This is a genomic window from Aliikangiella litoralis (assembly GCF_052495765.1).
Genome location: NZ_CP199292.1, coordinates 4675211 through 4696542 on the forward strand (window position 1 = coordinate 4675211; position 21332 = coordinate 4696542).

The following is a 21332-nucleotide window of genomic DNA, read 5'->3' on the forward strand; positions in this document are numbered from 1 at the left end:
TCAATAATGATACTGCCAGAGCACAGTACCATTACACACCGATAAGTTTAAACAACGATTATTGCTCTTCTAAAAAACGAACATTTAAAAGACCTTCTGCATGAGGGAAATCAACGACTACTCCATCATCATCAGGCTCAGTTGTATAGGCTGTTGCTACTGTTGCGTTATCAACAAGCATTTGGCGCACATTTAACATTGCAGTGTAGTCCATCTCTTGCGGAAACTTTTCCATAATCAATGCCGCAGCTCCAGCAACAGATGGCGTTGCCATTGATGTGCCACTCATACTTCTTGTTGCATGGGTACGATTAAGCGAAACCACACTACTACCTGGCGCAGCAATAGTAACAACTCCAGATTCTCTAGCACTCCAATCATTCGCACCTGTTCCATAATTGGTAAACCAGCTGTAAACGACCTCGCCAGTATCAGTATCATAGCTTTTATAAGAGCTAACCGTTATGGTTGAATCAAAACTGGCAGGAGTATGTTCCGCAGCATTTTCAGCATCATTTCCAGCAGCCACAACAATTACCATGCCTTGGTGCGTAGCATTACAGTAAGACTCTGCAACAAAATTGGTGCCTTCATATCCATCGGCTGTACATGTACCTGGATCACTCCCTGAACCGCCCAAACTTAAGTTTGCTACCGCCGGCTCACCTCTACCCAACATATCAAATACTGACCAGTTTAAACCCGCAAGAATAGCAGAAGCAGGACAAGAACCCGCATTGGAGCATACCTTAACCGCATGTATAGTCGCTTCTGGTGCAACTCCTACAGCGTTGATCTGATTATTACTTGCCGCTATTGTACCTGCGACATGAGTGCCATGTCCGTGGTCATCAGAAAAAGGCATCGGGCATAACTTTTTATCTGAAGGCCAATGACAAAACTGAGGAGCATACGACAAACCTAAATTGTCTTTAATATCATTTTGGCGAGTATCAATTCCGGTATCTAAAACATAAACATGTTGTGATTTACCAGTATAACTTGAATTGATAGAACCAGAATCAACCGGGCCTTGAGGTATAACTTGTGGCCAGTCGATTAATATTCTTTTTTTCTTAGTTGTTTTTTGCGGCTTTTCTTTTGCAGAAATATAATAATTAATATCCTTATAAACCCCCTCAACATTGGGGTTTTGTTTTAATAAATCCATTTGTTTCTCGGTAACTTCAGCTGCAAACCCATGATAAACATGATTATAAATATGTTTAGCATTAATCTGATTAGTCTGAACAAATGATTTAACAGCCATTTTTCTTTGAGCTGCCTGGAGTTGATGGGTCTTTCTAATATTTTGACTGGTTAAAGCATTTTCCTGTTTAGAATCAATTACAAAAGGCGCAGATTCATTCTTAAGTTTAACGATCACTTTATAAGTATCAGCTGAATAGGCAGATGCACTAATCGTTGATAATGCAGTAATAACAACGCTTGCTAATAAATTTTTTTTTGCTTGTATACTCATTTTTAATTCTCCTTGAATAAGCTTCTTATTTTGCAAGCTTTGAAATAACAGAATGATTAAACATTACAGAAATGTTATTGGGCAACGCAAACTCCATTCCATTTGAAAAGTGAAGCGTTAAATCAACTTTCTCCAAGTTATTTGTATTATTGAGTATGGCTTGCATGACACTTTTGGTTGCAGGTTGATTCTTAATCGTAATTTGATTAAGGCCTAGTCCACTAATATCAAAACCTAAAGCAAATGGTTCAACAGAAACTTTATGGTCATTAAATCCTATGGCGTTAACAGACAAATTTAAATTTTTCAAAGAACCGCCATTACTAATTAAAGATTTCATTAACTGAGAAGCATTTTTAATCGATGATTGTAGATCCCAGTCAACACTATCCACTTCTTGAACAGGAACTTTTTGAGCCACTACAAGAGCAGGAGCAATCCAATCTCCATCAGCATCTAATGGGTGACTGGTATCAAAGTTTGCACTGCCGCCGGTATTTTCAGGATCTTGGTCATAAGCAGTCCAATAACGATAAAAAGTCCCACCAGCAAAACCAGTTGCTTTATTAAAACCATCTGCATCTGGAAATATGTTAGGTCTATGCGGGTTAGAGTCATTTACAATATTTCTGTAACTAGAAATTTTCACATTAAATTTAAAATCCTCTTTTTGCCACCCTCTATTATTATATTTTACGGAATAAACATAAGTGCCATCATAACTATCACCGAACCCTGAAATAACGGTACCAAAAGATGGTACATAAGCTTCATTGGCAGTTTTATGACCAGGATGCCCCGGATAATCCGAATAAGCACAACTCGATAAAAAAATTACCGACGCAGAAGCTAAAAGTTTTATTTTGTTTGATTTAATTTGAGTACTTGACATTATCAATCTCCTATTGAAGTACCTCATCTACTCTAGAATTAAGTAGATTATCCCATTATTTTTAATGAAAAATTAAAAATGTTTTTTTCAAAAAAGTTTCTTCAACAAAACCACGTTTTGAAAATACATAAAAGAAACTCAGTAAAAATTTATCACAGCAGCCAACAGGGATCCACAATAATATTTGGTTATATTAAATTAGCATTTTCTCAAACACAAATTCATGTTAAATTAAAACAAATACCAGCTAAAAATCTCAAATGTATAATAAAAACATTCATCATGAATAACATTTTTTCAAGAAAATCTCTTTTTGTTATTATTACTGGCAGCATTTTTTATTTGCATTCTAATTATTGTTTTACCGTAACCAATATAAACAAACCGAAACCACATGCAAACACGCTTTGTCTAGATTTGCTCAACCAATGCCTTCCCAAACAATCAATTACACAAAATAGAAAACACACCTATAAACATATTATTAAGCAATCAAATTCAAAACCTATCACTTACCATGAATTTCCACTAGTGATAAATTTAAACCAGCTAAAAAAAATCTCACAACAATATAAATTAAAGCCCCAACAACAAAGAACTTTACTCCAACAAGCATTCAGTCAATTAAATGAGCAGTCTTCTCAAAAGTATGTGCAAGACAATAATATAAAATCAAACACAATAAAAAAAATAGCCATAAACAATTCTATTTTTATTTATTCAAGTAATGACCATCAAATAGAGGAAAACAAAGCCCCTAGCACTGAAGCTTCTTCATCTGAAAAGCCTCAAATCAACATCGCACTAATCGACTCTGGCATCAGTACTCAGCATGAATTACTCAGCTCAACAAAGCCAATTCAATATAACCCCAAAGATAATAATTTTAGCCTAACCGATAGTGGCTTAGGTCACGGCACAGGAATATTTAGTTTATTGGCGGCCTCCCCAAAAAAAAGCAGTAAACTAAAAGGCTTGCTACCCAATGCCCACTACCTTTCATGCAATGGGTTACCATTAGGACAATATAACTTTATATATATTCTTGACTGCATGAATTGGATTTTTCTTCAAACTCAGGTTGATATATTGATCAATGCTTGGCTTGCTTCATCACCAGGATGTAAGAGAGAGTGGGAGTATCCATTAAAAGCTCTATGGCTTGCTAATACAATACCCGTTTTTGCAGCAGGAAACTATGGTCTTGAAAAAACAGCAGACTACTCACCAATAAATCTTTCTCCGTTGGCAAACAATGTCCCTATTATCTCAGTTGGAGCACATAACAGTGAGAAAAAGCCGCTTCGTTCATCTAGCTTTGGAAAGACTATATGTTCACCTAAAACCAATATTGTGAACATAATGGCACCAGGAAAAGATCTACTCGTTGCAACACCTTTTTCTTATAACAGTTACCAAGTAGCAGAAGGTACTTCTTATGCTGTCGCTTATGTGGGGGCAGCACTTGCGAATCTAAAGCTTACCTTTCCCAAACTAAAGAATGAGTTACTAGTAAAATCATTGCTAAATAATACCGATAAAATCCCCTTAAAATATTCAGCAGGGTATAACACCGTAGGCAGTCTAAACTTAACTAAAGCCATTAATGACTTGAAAACCACTTATCACGCTCAAAACTCGACTCCCCTGTTGAAGTAACAACGAGTATTACCGTTGCTTTTCCACAGCAAAGACATATCTCAAAAACAAATGAAAATTGCTATTTCAATAATATAAGCTATTTTACAATAATGATTACTACTAAGCAGCTCTAGACTTTTAAAGAAATATAATGGCTTAGCATTATATAAGTTTTTAGAAAAATATTAGTATAGGTGTAACGTTGAATCAACTATTAAATAATATATCACTAAAATTTGAAGTTGCGGCTATTTCATTATTACTTATTACCCTCATGATATTTGCATCATTGAACTCAATTTTTTCAATATCAAAGATAGGAGAAGAAATGAGATCGATCGCCAACACAAACATTCCTCTTTCAGAAAATGTAAAACAAATTCATCAATATCAAACACAACAGATGTATTACTTTGAAAAAGCAATGCGAATATTAACAGCGGTCGAAAACAACAATCAAAAGCAAAATTTCCAAATAGAAAAAAACAACTTTTCTGAACTAAATAGAAAAATTGATAATGAGATAGAAAGTGGAATTAAAACAACAAGTATAATCAACAACACAACCAGCGAACCCAAAAACAAACAATTAGTATTAAGCATCCAAAATAGTTTTTTAAAACTGAAAGAGCTTCATTTAAATTTCAAACAACAAACAGACGCACTTTTTATAAAAATCAGTAATGGTGAAAACAGTCACTTAGAAAGTGCTATATTTGCAATAGAAAGTGAAGGAAATAAACTAGAAGATTTTCTCAACAAAACCCAAAACAACATATCAAACTTAACCAATGAAACAATTAACTTAGCAGAAGTTCATGAAAAAAATGCCGAAGGGTTAGCTGGCATTTTAATGGTATTATCAATTGCTATTGGTTTAGGAGCAAGTATTTATATTGGGCATAGAATTGGTAAACGAATAAAGCACATAGTATCAGAATTAAACGCAGTTGCTAATGGTGATTTAACAAGAGAGTTAGTTATAGAAGGTAATGACGAAATTGGTCAGCTTCAAAGTGCTACCTTAAAAATGAGAGACCAATTACGAGAGATATTGTTCAATATCAATAAAAGCTCATCAACACTGTCTTCAGCATCAGATGAGCTGTCGAGCTCCATTAACCAGACCCAACTCAATTGCGATAAGCAACATACAGAAACAGAACAAATCGCCACAGCAATCCAACAAATGACAGCGACAGTTCAAGAAGTAGCGCTTAATATTAACAACACCTCTAAAGTTATTGAAAAAGCAAAAAATGATTCAGACTCTGGCTCAGAAATAATTAATCAATCAGTCTCTAATGTATCCCAGTTAGCAGAACAAATTAATGATGCCAATGAAGTAATTTCTGCACTCTCCAATGATACAAATAGTATAAATACAGTATTAGAAGTTATTATTGGTATTTCAGAACAAACGAACCTCCTTGCATTAAACGCAGCTATTGAAGCAGCAAGAGCCGGAGAGTCAGGTCGAGGTTTTGCTGTTGTTGCAGATGAAGTAAGGACGTTAGCAGCACGAACCCAAGATTCAACCACAGAGATTAGCCATATTATTGAAAAGCTACATGCGGGTTCACAAAAAGCAGTTCAAACAATTAACCAAAGCCAAGAACAAGCAAGTGAAGTGGTTGTACAAGCGAATAAAGCTGGAGATTCTTTCACTTCAATCGCTTCGGCTATTTCAGAAATCAATTTAATGAGTAGTCAAATTGCAACTGCAGCAGATGAACAAATTTCGGTTTCAGAAAATATTTCAGAAAATATTACAAGTATCAGTTGCAAGGCTGCTGAGAATTCTGAAACCAGTAAAAAAGCTTATATAACCTCCCAGTCTGTTTCTCAAATGTCTGTAGAGTTAAGTAACCTTATTCAACAGTTTAAAGTCAACTGACACATTCCTGATTAAAAGATTTATATGCATCTCCCCTCCCCTCAATTGAAATAGAGCCTATTAAGAAGTAGTGCTAAGATTTATTGTATTGCTATCATTTGAGCTTCGAGCTTACTATATGTTATTGACTTTTACTCAACTAATACTCTCAAGCTCCTTTAATATTTTTTATTCTTTTTTTAATTCAATCTTATTGAACTTTGAATTAATACGAGATATAGAAAATTTATTTTAAATTATTTTATTGGTCATATTTAGTATTTCACAAGTTCATTGCGAACAGGAAGATCTTCAGGTAGACGTATATCCCAAACTAACTGCATTTTCTCTAAAGTTTTTAATACCCACCAACCAGGATCATATTGCCCTTTTTCGATCCCCAACCGGGCAGAACCAGGAAACGCATGATGGTTATTATGCCAGCTTTCTCCCATTGTAATTAATGAAGCAAATTTTATATTATATCCCTGTATACTCGCACCTTCTACATACCAACTTTTATGTCCTTTATTATGAGCAAAATAACCGATTAACCAATGGCCAATAACAGACACAACAACTCTTACACAAATTCCCCATATGACCCAAGACACGCCGCCAATAAAAAATAATAAAATAGCCCAGGGTAACTGTTGCCACATACCGATTTTTTCCATCCAATAATAAACTTTATCTTCTGAAAAACTATTTTCAGGTATAAAAATTGGCGGAGACTCCAACTCAATATCACAGTGTAACTGCCAAAAACCATCTATCAACATCGATTGCTGATGCCCAAAATAATCATGACACTGAGTTTGCCGTTGCGCCCAATCTCTCATATCATGTGTCAACATCATTCCTCTAGGTCCAGCAAGACCAACTAAAACACCTAGATGAACAAACACATATTCTAGCCACTTAGGGCACTGATAGCTTTGATGAATCAATCGGCGGTGCATACCTAACGAATGCCCAAAACATAAAGTGATGGCGGTAGATATCAACAATACCAACACCGCTTCTATGGAAAATGTCAAAATACTGCCAATAACAGCAATACTAAACATAGTTGTTATCCATATAGATTTAGCAGGCGACCACTTCACTTTACCTATATAAGCATTACAGTCAAAGTCATCTTTAATTCTAAGGTTAGAATAACTGTCGCTTCTTTTTTTATTTTGCATCTGGAGTCACCACTTCAGCTAACAAAAACTCTGCCCCTTTAGTTACTCCGTATTCTTGCAAAGGTTCAAAATACCAAGCAGGATCTAACAACCGTTCATAATAAATAGTTAGTGTCACACGAGTTTGTTGCTCATTAACAGGTATAAATTGTAACTTTGTACCTCTCAGCTTTAAATAATTTGAAAGATAACTTGTATCGTTAATAAACTGAGTTTTAATTTCATTTTTCTTTACTTTTTCAATTTTTAGACTTGCACTGCCAGAATGAGTGTTGGTAATAAACCATCGATGATAGGTATAGTAAATTTTATGAATATCACCTTCATTTAACGAACCAGCATCAACTTGATAAGGCATAGGGAATAAAGCTAGAAACCATTCTCTATCTTTTTGCAGATCCATTGGTTGGATAAGCTTCATTTTTATTGCATCAATATTTCCATTAATAATTTTTGATACTGTAACTTGGCTATCTCTATTTCCACTAAACTCAGGCGTAACACCTTCAAATGCACTAATAAACAATAATAGAGGAAGAACATGGCTAAACAATTGACTACTTTTACGATTTTTATAACGTATTGCCAAATAGTGAAAAATAAACACAATCAAAATCACACCAAAATAAATTGGCATAAACATCACAATACAAAGGAAACCTTCAAATAAAATTGCAGAACTCCCCAACATAATAACTAAAGACCAAATAACAAGCCTTAAATAACCTCTTTTCCAATCTTTTTTCGGTGCATGAGGAGCAACCCACAGTAAAGTTGCAGCAATAGTCATAGGAATACCAACATAAAGTAATGCTGATTTATCGAATTGATAATGCATAAGTAATCGTATAATAAGAGAAGTAACTAAAATGATAATTAAAATCACTATTCGCTGTATCTTGCGTCTTGTAACAAGGGTATGATTTAAGTCCATGATTTTTCTCTTCGTTTTTATTTTTGATTAATATAAGCATTTATCAGTTATTGCGTTTTAACACATAAATGAGTTACCATCATTTCCTATTAAAAAATTAGGTAATTAACTAATTAGTTAAATATATAACACTATGGATACCGTATTTCAAGCTTTATCTTCTTCTGTTCGCCGAAAAATTTTGGCTTACTTATCAAAAACCAGCCTTACTGCCGGTGAAATTGCAGAACGGTTTGATATCAGTAAGCCCGCCCTTTCTAAACACCTCAACTTACTATTGAACGCAGGTTTAATAGAAAGCGAAAAGCAAGGTCAATATATACATTATCGGTTAGTTAAGAAGAATTTATTTGCATCGATGAATGATTTTTTAGTCAACTTTTGTCCAGAAGGAAGGCCACTAAAAATAGAAAGCTCAAAAGTTGAAGCTCGTAAAAAAAAGTAAAATACTCTTTACTTGTTAAATATATTTATCAGCATTAAAAAGCCTTATATAGCGACTAAACTCAATAATAATTTTTATTAATTGAGATTTTTTATAAATGAAACGCGTCTTTTTTTTTGAATAAACAGCAAAACAAAAAAACAAACGTTAAGCTCTGATTTGGCGATTAACTTTTTATTAATTTAAAGAGCTAGTCATCAATATAAAACTAGCGGAGAATAACTAATGAAAATAAATACAAGAATAAAGGCTGCTATGTGTTTGGCTTTAGCCAACCTGTACACCACAGTTTATGCAGACACACAACAACTCACCAACTCACTTAATGCATTAGAACAAGAAAAAAATGTTACCAATATTTACCGTGCTTACTTTCCTAATGAAACTATAGCTCGTAAAACATTAATTACCTACCATGCGCAAATTCATGCCTCAGAAATAGCGCAAGGCTATTTAATTATAGAGCTGACTGAACAAGAAAAAATTGAGCTTAAAAAATTTGGTTATCAAATAAAACCAGCCACAGACTACATTGAAGCAAGAAACCTACGCTTGCAAAATACACAACACCGTTTGACAAGTAACACCAACAACACCTTAGCAGGTATTCCTAACTACGCTTGCTATGAAACCGTTGAAGAGTCATTAAGCGCAGCACGAAATATTACCACTAATCATCCTAGCTTAGCTGAACTAATTGATGTTGGTGACTCTTGGGAAAAAACTCAAAATCAGGGCGGTTATGATATTCAAGTACTCAAGTTAACTAACTCAAATACATCTGACGAAAAACCAGTATTGTTCATAAATAGCGCAATTCACGCGAGAGAATACGCGACAGCTCCTCTGTCTCTTGCTTTCGCACAATCACTCGTTAATGGGTATGGTAGCAATGCTGACGCAACATGGCTACTTGATCATCATGAAATTCATTTAATGCTGCAAACCAACCCCGATGGCCGAAAACAAGCTGAAACGGGATTGTCTTGGCGCAAAAATACAAACCAAAATTACTGCGGGGCAACTTCAAACAGCCGTGGTGCCGATCTAAACAGAAACTTCTCTTATTTATGGAACTATACCAATGGAAGCGGCTCTAGTGGCAATGTATGTGCATCAACTTATCGTGGCCCATCAGCGGGCTCAGAACCGGAAATAAAAGCTTTAGAAGGTTATGTGCGCTCAATTTTCGCTGATAAGCGAGGCCCAAACCTAACCGATGCGGCCCCCTCTGATACTAGTGGTATTCATATCGACATACACAGTTATGGCGAATTAGTTTTATGGCCGTGGGGTGTCACCAATACTGTTGCCCCTAACGGTAAAGCAATGCAAACACTCGGCAGAAAATTCGCCTATTTTAATAACTACCACCCGCAGCAATCGATCGGCCTCTACGCAACAGATGGCACAAGTGACAATGTGAGCTATGGAGAACTTGGTGTCGCAGCCTTCACATTCGAATTAGGGACACGCTTCTTTCAAGATTGCTCCACTTATGAAAACACAATTTTACCAGACAATTTATCGGCTCTCATTTATGCTGCTAAAGTAGCTCGCACGCCTTACATAACGCCCGCAGGCCCCGATATTAACAACTTAACCATTAACGGAGATTCAAATAGCACCACCATACCAATCGGTGGAAATGCCCCCATTTCAGCGTCAGCAACAGATATCCGCTTTAGCAATGCCAATGGAACAGAAACAACGCAAAATATTAATGCTGCTGAGTACTATATCGATACTCCTCCTTGGAAAAGTGGCGCAAATGCTATTTCTCTTGCTGCCACTGATGGTAGCTTTAATAGCAAAACCGAAGCCGTATCAGGAACAATTAGTGCCGCAGGTCTCAGTGAAGGGCGGCACACAGTATATGTTCGAGCCAAAGATAGTAATAATACATGGGGAGCAATATCAGCCATGTTTATTAATATCACCGATGCGATCCCACCCAATGATAATGAACTTGAAAATGGTGTGACTAAAGCTAATCTAAGTGGAGAAAAAGGTACTGAAGAATTTTATACTTTACAAGTTCCTGCAGAAGCAACCACACTCAAATTTGTGCTTAGTGGTGGAACAGGCGATGCTGATTTATATGTGCGTTACGCCGAAAAACCTACTCAATCCAATTGGGAGTGCCGCCCCTATAAAAATGGAAATGAAGAAACTTGCACCATCAACAACATTAAAGCAGGTGTCTACCATGTTATGTTAAGAGGATATAGTGCTTATAGTAATACTTCATTAACGGGCACTTATACAACAGCTAATAATGGAGATAGTTTTGAAAACACCAACAATGTGGACATACCCGATAATAACTCAACAGGCGTTAGCAGCAGCATTAATGTAACCCGCTCGGGCGCTTCAGGTTCGGTCACAGTTGAAGTGGATATTGTGCATACCTATATCGGTGACTTAATCGTCGACTTAGTTGCTCCAGATGGCACCATTAAAAATCTTCACAACCGTAGTGGCGGTAGTAGCAATAATATAAACAAAACTTACGTAACTGATTTCGGTACTGTCGAATCGAAAGGCAATTGGCAGCTCAAAGTTAGGGATAGAGCTAACCGGGATGTTGGCTATATTGATCGTGTGAAGCTGACATTTACTCAATAGTAACTTTACTCTACAACAATATATCAATTTGGGGCTGGCAAATAGTTGTCAGCCTTCACAAACACAGTCACCTTAAAAACTTTTTAAAAAACAATAAGTTCACCTTTTTTCCAATTTTAGTCACCTTTTCGTCACCTAAATATTTAGGCCTTCATACATAGTAAAGCAACATTTGCGATATGAAATCGTCAGTTTATTTTTTATGTGTGAGGCTTTATGACACAGGTAACTTTATCTACTTTAAATCAGTTTATTACAGTCAAGTTGATAGCAAAAATTCAAATAAAAATCATTATTCAGGTCATTTTTATAGCAACTTTCTTTTTGTCAAAGTATGCACTCGCCATTGAAATAGACGGCAAACTAACCGAACCAGAATGGCATAGTGCCCAAAGCTTTGATAGCTTTGTACAAATTTGGCCGAACACAGGTAAGCCACCTGTTCAATCAACCCAAACTAGACTATTTACCACCTCTGATGGTATCTATATTGGATTTATTAACCAACAAGCCCCCCAAACACGTTCACATAAATACAGCGGACATGACCAATACACACTAGCTGATTTTAATATGGTCTTTATCGACTTTAATAGTGATGGTAATACCGCTTTTGAGTTTGTGGCTACTTTAGGTGGAGGAACTATGGACGGGACTTATACCAGAGGCAATCAAAGTAATCGAGATTGGGATGGCCCCTGGCGTGCAGCTGTTTCAGAAGATGATAACTATTGGTACAGTGAATACTTTATTCCTTGGTCTATTGCAACCTATAAAGCTCAGAACACCAATTCAAACACACGACAAATTTCTGTTAACTTTCAGCGCTACAATATTGCCAAAAGCGAGGCTTACTCATACCCAGATACAAAACGCTCAAATGCTAACTTCACTTATGAGTTTCAACCAATAACCGTTGATTTTAACAATAACACCTCCTATACAATGTCAACTTACTTAGCAAGCAGTAAAGATTTTGAAAAAGAAACAACAAACAATGATGTTGGCATTGACTTGACTTGGAAACCAACCCCTTCGGACCAATTGATTGCAACCATTAACCCGGATTTTGGTCAGGTAGAGTCAGATGAATTAATCGTTAACTTTACGAATGTGGAAACTTTACGAACCGATAAACGCTCATTTTTTACCGAAAATCAGAGCTTATTTGATGTACGAGGTCCAGATAATTTACGACTATTAAATACACGCCGAATTGGGGGAACGTCTGATGGGGCAGATGATAGTTTATATGATATTGCTGGCGCGATAAAATATATCAAGTCATTTGAGCATGTTGACCTTGGTTTATTCCTGGCTCAAGAAAAAGATTTAAAAGAGAGTCAAGGAAAAACCTTTGTTAGTACTCGTTGGTTACATAGCAATGATAATTTAAACATAGGACAACTCATTAACTTTGTGAATAACCCAACTCACAAAACAAAAGCCTATACAACCAATTTTGATCTTAACTACTCCCCAAGCAATAAGACTAAAATATTTGCTAACTTATTAGCAAGTGAACGCCAGTTTAGTTCGCCCAATAATATTGCTAGTAACATTCAAGGTTACGGAGCTACGGTGGATGTAACCTATAGCCCACAAAGAAACTGGGAAAACAAAATTGAAGTGAGTTACTTTGATGATCAACTAGATATCAATGATATGGGGTATATTGAGCGTAATAACCTTTTACGCGCTCGCTTCACCTCTCAAATTAGTCAATACAACTTTGCCGCAGATAGTTTACTTAGAGATAGTTTTTACAAAGGCTCATTTGAATATTCACAAAATACTCAAAAAGAAAACTTATCAAAGCTTTTTAAAAACTACTTTAGTCTTAGATTAAAAAGTCAGCACCGATACTTCGCTCATTTAAACTACCAAACTGACGGTATTAATGATCTAATTAGCAATGGCAATGGAAGTGCATTTCTACCTGAACAAAAAACAGCAATTATAGGTTATAGCTCACCAACCCAATCGAACACTTCTTATACGACAGATTTCCAATATTATCAGGAAGGACTTTCCCAGTGGGCATCAAAAGCCAGTATTAATACAAAAACTTATTTTTCTGATAGTGTTCGCTTTGATCTAACCTATAACTATATCGATAGCAAAGACTGGCTGATTGGACATTATTCTGGCGAATTAAGACAATATGCAAGATACTTTCAAAAAATCAACTCTCAATTTATTGCTAATTTATCTACGACGTCAGATTTAACCGTAATTGCACAATGGTACGCTTTAAAAGCAAAGGGATTAAATAGTTATAACATTGATACCTATCAAAATTATCAAAATAAAAATATAACACCAAAAAATTTTAATCGTGCTCAATTTGCCTTGCAAGTCAGATATAAAAACCAAATAAACTCAAATTTAAAACTCTACGTCATATACGCTAGAAATGGTTTTTTATCTGAAAGAGACACGCCCTATTCATTCAATAAGCTACTTAATCAATCCTTTAACAACCCAGATGAGAACTATGTATTAGCAAAATTTAAATATACTTTTCTCTAAATGAATCTATCCTCTACTCAACAATCCAGATTAAGCTTATTGAGCAATAAGCTTAACTATATTTGATTCATTACTCGTTATTTGAGTTAACAAAACTTGATTGGCAGATACAATATCAAAATAACCGATTCTTCTGCGTTTAATAATTGAACTTTGCTTATTATCGTTAAGTAAAAATAGCTCTTCTAGCGGTTTATCAAGTTTTTTTTCCACAACCCCCAAAGTAGCATACCTATATTTCCAATCAACTAATCGTGTTTCAGGTTTAGCTTGATAAATAACTTCACCCTGAATATTAATATCGCTAGTTTTGTATATTTCATTTCCATCTTTTAAAGAAAAATACCACTGCTTTTCCACTAAATCATAATAAGCATTATTAACATGCTCTCTAAGCTGTTGAGATTGCCCATTGGAGATGTTCATTGAATACAAACTAGTATTGGCTTCAGCAGTTTCTTTTGTTGAGTGAGCCACATAAATAATATGATAATTATCAAGCCAACTGAAAGATTTTGGCTCATCTTGTTTGATATTAAGATTCTGTACTTGTTGATTTTCAATGTCAAAAATAATCACTAAATCACTCGTCCTGACTAGCAAAAGCTTATCATTTTTTGACCATGATATATCATAAATATAAAAAGCCTGTTTGAAATCACTTAGCTGCTCTACCTGGCCATCTTTTTTTGCCAACCAGATTTGTGCCCTTCCACTCCGTTTTGAAGCAAAAGCTAAAACATCTCCTTGATTGGAGTAGATACCATTATAATCAGGATAGGCAGAATCAATTTTTTTTCTTGATTGACGATCGGCAATTAAAATTAAATCTCTATCAATATATCGGCTAGTTACAACAAAGTTTTGACTGTTTCCAATGGCTTTTACATCTTGTAAATATCCCATTTGTGAAGTAGCTATACTTCTTGTTTCGCCATCAAAAAAATGCTCTATGATACGGTGAGAAGGATGTTCGCTTACATGAACAATTGCAGTACTCTCGTTATTCCAATCAAAATCTGAAATCAAATAGTCTAGGTTAATATTAGCCACTCTCTCTTGAGAGTTTTTCTCTAAAATGACAACATTTGATGAATTAGTATGATTATTTTGTAAGAACCCGATATATTTTCCGTTTTTTGAAATACTGACGTAAGAAATGTCCGAGTTAAATTCAGGTTGTTGAACTAATTTTTTCTCCTGTTTATCTAAATCATAGTAATATGCTTTTGCGATATCCGAATCATTGTTAGTGTTAATATAGTAAAAACCTTTTCCATCAATATCCCAAGCAGGATTTAATTTCTTTTCCTGTTTACATTCAAAAACCAGGCGTCTATTAAGTGGGCTCGCCATAACGTCTTCAATCAATATCACCTGACACAAGTCATTGGTTTGCTCGGCATACAAAATAGAATTATTGACAGGAGACCACTGAAGCACCGCTTGACTATCATTTAACTCAAGCATCGGTTTAGGCAACGTATCGCTCTGTTTTTTTAAAAATAACCAAGGTAAATCTTTGTGAAAAGCAATAAAAACCAGATCTTTGGTATTAGAAGAAAAACTGGCATGGTACTCTTGTCCAGTCATACTCGTTATAGGCATTGAATCATAAGCCTTGTCTTTACTTGATTCAGTTTTAGTCAGGTAATCAACGACAACTCCAATAATAACTAAGGCACTAATAATATAAAAAATATAAGGATAAAAGTTTCGGCCTTTTGAAATTTCACTATTTTTCTGGTCAGTTAATGAGTCGATGGCTAGTGACACATTAGCAACTAATAGATAACCTCTTTTCGGAATCGTTTTAATAAAGGTTGGTTGTCGAGCACTATCTTTTAATACTTTTCTTAAACGCGTAATAGCTTTACTAATGGTATTATCTTCAATCGCCACATTAGCCCAAACAGCAGATGCTAACTCATCGCGAGAAACTACCTTATCTTTATTTTCAACCAAAAAACAAAGTAAAGCCATTAGTTGAGGCTCTAGCTGAAGTTTAAGCTTTTCACTTTCATCAACTAGCTCACATAACTTTGGGTTAATGAGCCATTGGTTTAATACATAGGGTTCCATGGTCAAACTACTTTTAAAATCAGTAAACTATTTAATGTCATTTATTCTGATATGCGATTTTTCAATATTACTAGTTGGAGAGATAATAACGAATTAATCCAAAGATAACTACTTTGCCCAAAGAAATTCGCTCAGTAGTATTAATATTCCGTTGAATGGTTTTAAGAAGAGAGAAAAGTATACTTTTTAGTTTTTCCGTCAAAGAAGAAAGCTTAACATCATTCTGTAGCGGTAATTTCCGCTACAGAAAATAGAAAAATTAGTTTTTATATAGATTATATAAGTGAGAGGACAATACATTCAATTTATTTGACTCAACATTAGACAACATAATGATCACAAGCCCTTCTTGCGGATAACGAGCAATATGCGATGAAAAACCACTAATACCACCACCATGAGAGTGCTTCAAAGTTGGTGTTGTATGAATATCCCAACCTAATCCGTAATTGCCTAATCCAGGGGTAAAAATGCCTTCTTTACTGCTTTCACTTAATAGTGCATTGGTATAAAAAGAGCGCTCCCACTTATGCAGGTCAACAACAGTAGATGATAGTGCGCCTGCGGCATAGGGGATACTCATACTAATATTTCTACTATTTTTACCTTTTTGTGTATACCCAAGGGCTTTATTACTTCCAGTGATATAACGCTCTCCATATTCACTGTCATTCATACCGAGAGGATCAAAAATTAGTTGTTGAATGGCTCTTTCATAAGTCACACCATAAACCGTTTCGATCAAGTAGCCCAACAACGTATAACCCGAATTGCTATATGAATATTTTGCTCCCGGAGTAAATTCAAGCGGCAACTTTTTTATATGGTTGACAAGCTCAGTGGGAGTCATTTCTTCATCTAAAGCGCCCGATATTGCCGATATTTTATTATAATTGGGTACGCCAGCAGTATGATTCATTAAATGCCTGGCGGTAATCAAATCACCATTGGGATAGTCCGGTAAATAAGTATTTATTGGTTCATCAATATCAATCAAGTCTCTTTCTTGTAAAATCATGATTGCCGCAGCAGTGAACTGTTTAGTAATTGTTCCCAAGCGAAAAATCGTAGTTATCTTATTTTTAGCATCTGTCTTACGGTTGCGTTTTCCAAATCCATTTTCGAAGATTATATTGCCATCTTTTGCGATCAATACGCTGCCTGAATAGCATTCCTTACGTAGTTTCTTTTCATATTTGTTATCACTACTTTTAGACACTGGAACGCATCTATCAACAAAGTTTTCAATACTACTGCTATTACACCCAAGCATGAGCGACAACATGCCAATGACAAAAAAACCATTAAACCCCAACTTAACCATCAGCAGATACTCCTAAAGTTTTTGAAAACAATTACTATTAATTGGTTATAGTAAGATAGGCTAAGAGCCACAGATAGTCATTCGGTAAAATGTACTTGTTTGTATAATAATGTAGTCATTAATAGTAACACTACATTTAATGACCTTTTAATTCAAATCAGATTTTGTACGGTAATTTATGAATTAAACATAATGTCGTTAACTTTTTTATCAACAATTGGAAATATCAAAGTAAACTCAACTCCAACACTATGGTTTTTAACTTTTATTATAATAGACATTGCTTTCGTTAATTCTTTAACCAATGCCAAACCAATACCGGTTCCTTTACTTTCCCTTGTCATTTCATCTCCAACCCGATAAAAAAGTTCAAAAATTCTTTTAATTTTTCTTTTCGGTATACCCGGCCCATAATCTCTGATAGACATAACAATATGCCCATCTTTTCTTTGATAACATTTTAGGTCTATTTTTTTTATCTCCGACTTGGCTGAATATTTGATCGCATTATCAACCAGGTTAATCACTATTTGTATAAATGCATCCTGATCAATATTTAAGAACTGCTTACCAACAGAGTTACTTATATCAAGGTTCAACTGAAAGTGACTCGCATTAATCTGAGTACTTATTTTTGACTCTATAACACTAATTAATTCGTTAATACTAATAGACGTTAACTCTAGCTTTAATGGCTCTTGATTACTTTTAGAAATTTGCAACACATTCTCAATCAAACGGGATAAACGCTCAGACTCTTCAAAAATATAGTCGTAATAACTTTTCTTTTTCTCTTCACTAGCCCATCCTTGCTGTAATATTTCTCCATACATTCTAATAGAAGTTAATGGTGTTTTTAATTCATGACTAACAGACGAAACAAAATTTTGTTGTTGATGAATGAGTGAAAGATGTTTAGTTGCCAGACGGTAAAGTAGATAGGTACCAATTGTCAGCACAACAATTAATATAACAGCCATAAGTAAAATAAAATGAGCTCCAGGTCCTTTAGGCAAATCAGTAATATTAAAAATCAAACTTAGTGAGCTAAGTGGTTCACTCAAACTAGAAGAATATAATAACTCCCCTTTCAGTGGCGATGCACTAGGAGAAAGCCCTAAAGAAGAGTAGGTTTCTTCACCACCACCTTGATAACTCTGTATCAATTGTTCTCCATAAACAATATTTAAACGCGAAATATTTTTTAAAATCGATTGAGAAAAATGCTTTTTAATTCCTTTTTCTAAAAAATTATCAATTGATAATAAAGCACCTTGAATAACTCGCTTCTTATTTCGCCATACTTGCCGATAAAGAACAAAATGCCCACTACTTAACAGGCTAAAGCGAAATGGCTCAAGTTCACTTTCAAATAAATTAATTTGAATTGATTGGCTATCAAATACAACATTGTTATCAGTATAAATATTATCTAGCTGTTGCGGACTATAAGTTTTTTCTATTCGATTCTCTCTCGCTGGCTTGGTAGACAGTTTTGAAGACGCAAGTTTCTGACGACTTTTCTTTGATTTTTTAAGAGGGATTTTTCGGCCAATATTTTTTGAAATCAAATTTTGTGCATCTTCCGATTGTAATTCAGAAAAACTCACTGATTCCTGTTTATATATTGGTGGTGCAACTCTTTCTTTTAATACAGAAGCTTCATTAATAGCTTGCAAACGTTCTTTCTCTACCCCTTTTTTATAAACATTAGTAAGGATAGAGTCATTTTTTTTTGCTCCGCTAGAAGCTTCTTGGAAAACCTCATCAGAATCAGTTTTTTCTTCATTAACAGCAGAGACCAGCTTATTCTGCATCAGTATATTTCTCAGTTTTTGTTCTAGTTGACTACGCTGTAATTTTTCTTCATTACTGACGCCATATAAATATGAATCTTTAGATTTTTCAGGTAATAAGGGTGTGCTAAATCGCCCATCACTATCAATCTGAAAATATCCAATTAGCCCAGGCACATTGGCATCAATAGGATATTTTGATAGTTCAGAACGCTGCACAAAACGAGCATTAGGATCACCAGCTAAAACTAAAAAAGTATAATCAGTATCAGCTCTCGCTTCTTCTTGTTTAACAATACTGATGAGTGCTCTATCAATTTGTTCAGTTAAAAGCAAAGCTTCCTGTTGATACTGATGAAGTGATTTCCACTGTAGTTGCTCATAAGCATTCCAACTTAATATGCAAGACGGTATCACTAATGCCAGAAAAAACACTAGAAATATCAAACGCAACTTAGTCGTTGATAACTTAATCATGAGTTTGGGATATCAAATATTAGTTTATAGCCAGCGCCTCTAACTGTCACAAGAAACTGAGGGTCTTTAGCTTTCATTTCTATTTTTCGACGAATTTTAGCAATATGAATATCGACAGTACGAGTCTCAATTGATAATTCAGGATCATATCCCCAAACTTCAGATAATAACTCTTCTCTAGATACAGGGCGACTTGAGTTTTGATACAAATATTCTAATACTTGAATTTCCCGGCGAGTAAAGGCGACTTCACCAGATTGAGTTCTTATTAATAAATTTTGCAAATCAATCACTCTTTCTTGATTCAACTGTATAGTATAAGTTTGAATTTCAGATTTTCCTGAACGCCTTAAAACAGCCTCAATACGAAGTAATAACTGTGCAATTGAGAAAGGTTTTGCGACATAATCGTCAGCACCGAGGGATAAACCTTGAATAATATCTTCGTCAGCACTTTTAGCGGTTAACATAATAATCGGCTGTTCTTTATCTTTTTCACGAATGGCTTGACAAATATCGTAACCATTCATCGAAGGCAACATGACATCTAATATAATCAGATCATACCTCCCCTTCAGCGCTCTATCTAAGCCAATAGCACCATCTTCAGCGACTTCAACCTTATAGCCATGATAAATAAAAACATCTGTTAAACCTGCACTAATAGCTGCTTCATCTTCTACTATTAAAATAGAGTTCTTTTTTTTCATATTGTCGTATTGGCCTGTCGATATCAAATCTAACTAATTAAATATTAACAATAAATCAGCGAAGATGCAGGTAAATTTTTTGTAAATTTTTCAACCGAATAATTTACTTAAACCAGCCTATATCTCTTTTTAAATCAAAAGTAAGCTTATCCCATAAGCAATTTGAAATTGTATTTACCATCAAACAACTAATCAATGTAAAAATTATCGGGAGAAAGCTTATGGCTATTGTAAAGCGTTTAACTCATTTACTCACAGCAGATATTCATGCGGTATTAGATCTTGTTGAAGATCCTGAAGCTTTATTAAAACAAGCCATCAGAGATATGGAAGAGGAAATTCAAAGGCAGCAGAAGTCATTGATTCTACTGACCAACAAAATAGAGTCTCTTAATGCACAAAAGAAGCAATTACATAATGACGAAACTGAAGTTAACCGTGATATTGACCTTTCTTTTGAAAATAAAAACAACACTCTCATTCGTAACTTAGTTAAAAAGAAACTTATCATTCAAAAACACGACTCTCTTGTTGCAAAAGATATTGAATTATCACAACAGTCACTATCAAATATCCAAAAACAATTAGCAGAAAACCAAACCCAATATGAGACAATGTGCCAGCAATCAGAACAGTTATTAAAAATTGCATCTCGTTCTAATGATAAACATTTCAACAACTATCAATCAGCATTTGAAATTAGTGAGAATGATGTGGAACTAGCCATTCTTAAAGAACAGCAACAAAGGAGTTAATAATGAAAACCATATCATTGACTCAATCTATTTTTATTGGACTATGCCTCAGTATTGTTGGCGCAGTAGGCTTTCAAACAATGTCTTGGGTATTACCTGAAGGTGACGTACTTCAGATTATTTTAAGTACTATAAACTTTGTGTATATTGCCTATCTACTCTTTAATAGTTCGCATAAAACGGGTCGTTTAAGCTGCTTAATACTTTATTCTACAGCGAATATAATATTGTTATTAGCTTTTATATCCCACGAAATTTTATTGATATTCTTATGCAGCTCGATTTGGTTAGCCCGCAGCATTTTTTTTCAAAAAAACTTACTGGCATCAATTATTGATGCACTACTAATTCTCATCGGTTATTCCGTAGCCCTGTGGACTCTATCTACTACTCATAGCTGGTTTTTAACTTTATGGTGTTTTTATTTAATACAAACACTGTTTATTTATATTCCCCAGTTGACTCGCATAAAAAAGAAGCAAGATAACAGCTTACCAGATAATCAAGCATTCCAAATAGCTTACAAAAACGCCACTAACGCAATTAAGCGTATAGAAAACCATTAAA

General features: G+C 34.8%; 15 protein-coding genes. 7 read left to right on the forward strand and 8 right to left on the reverse strand.

Annotation, left to right across the window (positions count from 1 at the left end; translation table 11 throughout):
* Positions 1-58: 58 nt before the first annotated feature.
* Positions 59-1483 carry a S8 family serine peptidase gene (locus ACT5E3_RS19495; protein WP_444995228.1) on the reverse strand — a complete coding sequence of 475 codons (1425 nt, stop codon included), beginning with the start codon at positions 1481-1483 and terminating at the stop codon, positions 59-61.
* A gap of 25 nt (positions 1484-1508) precedes the next feature.
* The gene (locus ACT5E3_RS19500) at positions 1509-2375 is read right to left on the reverse strand and encodes a hypothetical protein (protein WP_444995229.1); all 867 of its coding nucleotides are present in this window, start codon (positions 2373-2375) and stop codon (positions 1509-1511) included.
* 282 nt (positions 2376-2657) lie between these two features.
* On the opposite strand from ACT5E3_RS19500, the gene ACT5E3_RS19505 reads away from it, so the two are divergent.
* Entirely contained in the window at positions 2658-4034 is a 1377-nt protein-coding gene (locus tag ACT5E3_RS19505) for a S8 family peptidase (RefSeq protein WP_444995230.1), read from the forward strand.
* Positions 4035-4344: 310 nt separating this feature from the next.
* Complete coding sequence (locus tag ACT5E3_RS19510; RefSeq protein WP_444995231.1) at positions 4345-5913, forward strand: methyl-accepting chemotaxis protein; 1569 nt, start codon at positions 4345-4347, stop codon at positions 5911-5913.
* A gap of 254 nt (positions 5914-6167) precedes the next feature.
* Here the strand turns inward: ACT5E3_RS19510 and ACT5E3_RS19515 are convergent, their stop codons facing one another.
* Both ACT5E3_RS19515 and ACT5E3_RS19520 read right to left on the reverse strand, forming a co-directional pair.
* Entirely contained in the window at positions 6168-7082 is a 915-nt protein-coding gene (locus tag ACT5E3_RS19515; RefSeq protein ID WP_444995232.1) for an acyl-CoA desaturase, read from the reverse strand.
* Complete coding sequence (locus ACT5E3_RS19520; RefSeq protein WP_444995233.1) at positions 7072-8016, reverse strand: hypothetical protein; 945 nt, start codon at positions 8014-8016, stop codon at positions 7072-7074. Before ACT5E3_RS19520 ends, ACT5E3_RS19515 begins: the two co-directional genes overlap by 11 nt.
* A gap of 133 nt (positions 8017-8149) precedes the next feature.
* Here ACT5E3_RS19520 and ACT5E3_RS19525 point away from each other — a divergent pair, with 133 nt between their 5' ends.
* The 3 genes from ACT5E3_RS19525 to ACT5E3_RS19535 all read left to right on the forward strand — a co-directional run bounded on the left by ACT5E3_RS19525 (position 8150) and on the right by ACT5E3_RS19535 (position 13621).
* Positions 8150-8461, forward strand: a complete 312-nt coding sequence (locus ACT5E3_RS19525; protein ID WP_444995234.1) for a metalloregulator ArsR/SmtB family transcription factor — start codon at positions 8150-8152, stop codon at positions 8459-8461.
* A gap of 225 nt (positions 8462-8686) precedes the next feature.
* On the forward strand, positions 8687-11089 hold the full coding sequence (locus tag ACT5E3_RS19530) for a M14 family zinc carboxypeptidase (protein ID WP_444995235.1): 2403 nt from the start codon (positions 8687-8689) through the stop codon (positions 11087-11089).
* A gap of 216 nt (positions 11090-11305) precedes the next feature.
* Complete coding sequence (locus ACT5E3_RS19535) at positions 11306-13621, forward strand: DUF5916 domain-containing protein (protein WP_444995236.1); 2316 nt, start codon at positions 11306-11308, stop codon at positions 13619-13621.
* A 36-nt stretch (positions 13622-13657) separates the two neighbouring features.
* On the opposite strand, the gene ACT5E3_RS19540 is transcribed toward ACT5E3_RS19535, so the two are convergent.
* The 4 genes from ACT5E3_RS19540 to ACT5E3_RS19555 form a co-directional block, all read right to left on the reverse strand.
* Complete coding sequence (locus tag ACT5E3_RS19540; protein ID WP_444995237.1) at positions 13658-15703, reverse strand: winged helix-turn-helix domain-containing protein; 2046 nt, start codon at positions 15701-15703, stop codon at positions 13658-13660.
* Positions 15704-15962: 259 nt separating this feature from the next.
* On the reverse strand, positions 15963-17027 hold the full coding sequence (locus ACT5E3_RS19545) for a serine hydrolase domain-containing protein (RefSeq protein ID WP_444995238.1): 1065 nt from the start codon (positions 17025-17027) through the stop codon (positions 15963-15965).
* A gap of 176 nt (positions 17028-17203) precedes the next feature.
* On the reverse strand, positions 17204-19300 hold the full coding sequence (locus ACT5E3_RS19550) for a sensor histidine kinase (protein ID WP_444995239.1): 2097 nt from the start codon (positions 19298-19300) through the stop codon (positions 17204-17206).
* On the reverse strand, positions 19297-20010 hold the full coding sequence (locus ACT5E3_RS19555; protein WP_444995240.1) for a response regulator transcription factor: 714 nt from the start codon (positions 20008-20010) through the stop codon (positions 19297-19299). The genes ACT5E3_RS19550 and ACT5E3_RS19555 overlap by 4 nt, the downstream gene beginning before the upstream one ends.
* Positions 20011-20231: 221 nt before the next feature.
* On the opposite strand from ACT5E3_RS19555, the gene ACT5E3_RS19560 reads away from it, so the two are divergent.
* Entirely contained in the window at positions 20232-20765 is a 534-nt protein-coding gene (locus ACT5E3_RS19560; protein ID WP_444995241.1) for a PspA/IM30 family protein, read from the forward strand.
* A 2-nt stretch (positions 20766-20767) separates the two neighbouring features.
* On the forward strand, positions 20768-21331 hold the full coding sequence (locus ACT5E3_RS19565) for a hypothetical protein (RefSeq protein WP_444995242.1): 564 nt from the start codon (positions 20768-20770) through the stop codon (positions 21329-21331).
* The last annotated feature ends 1 nt before the right edge of the window (position 21332 follow it).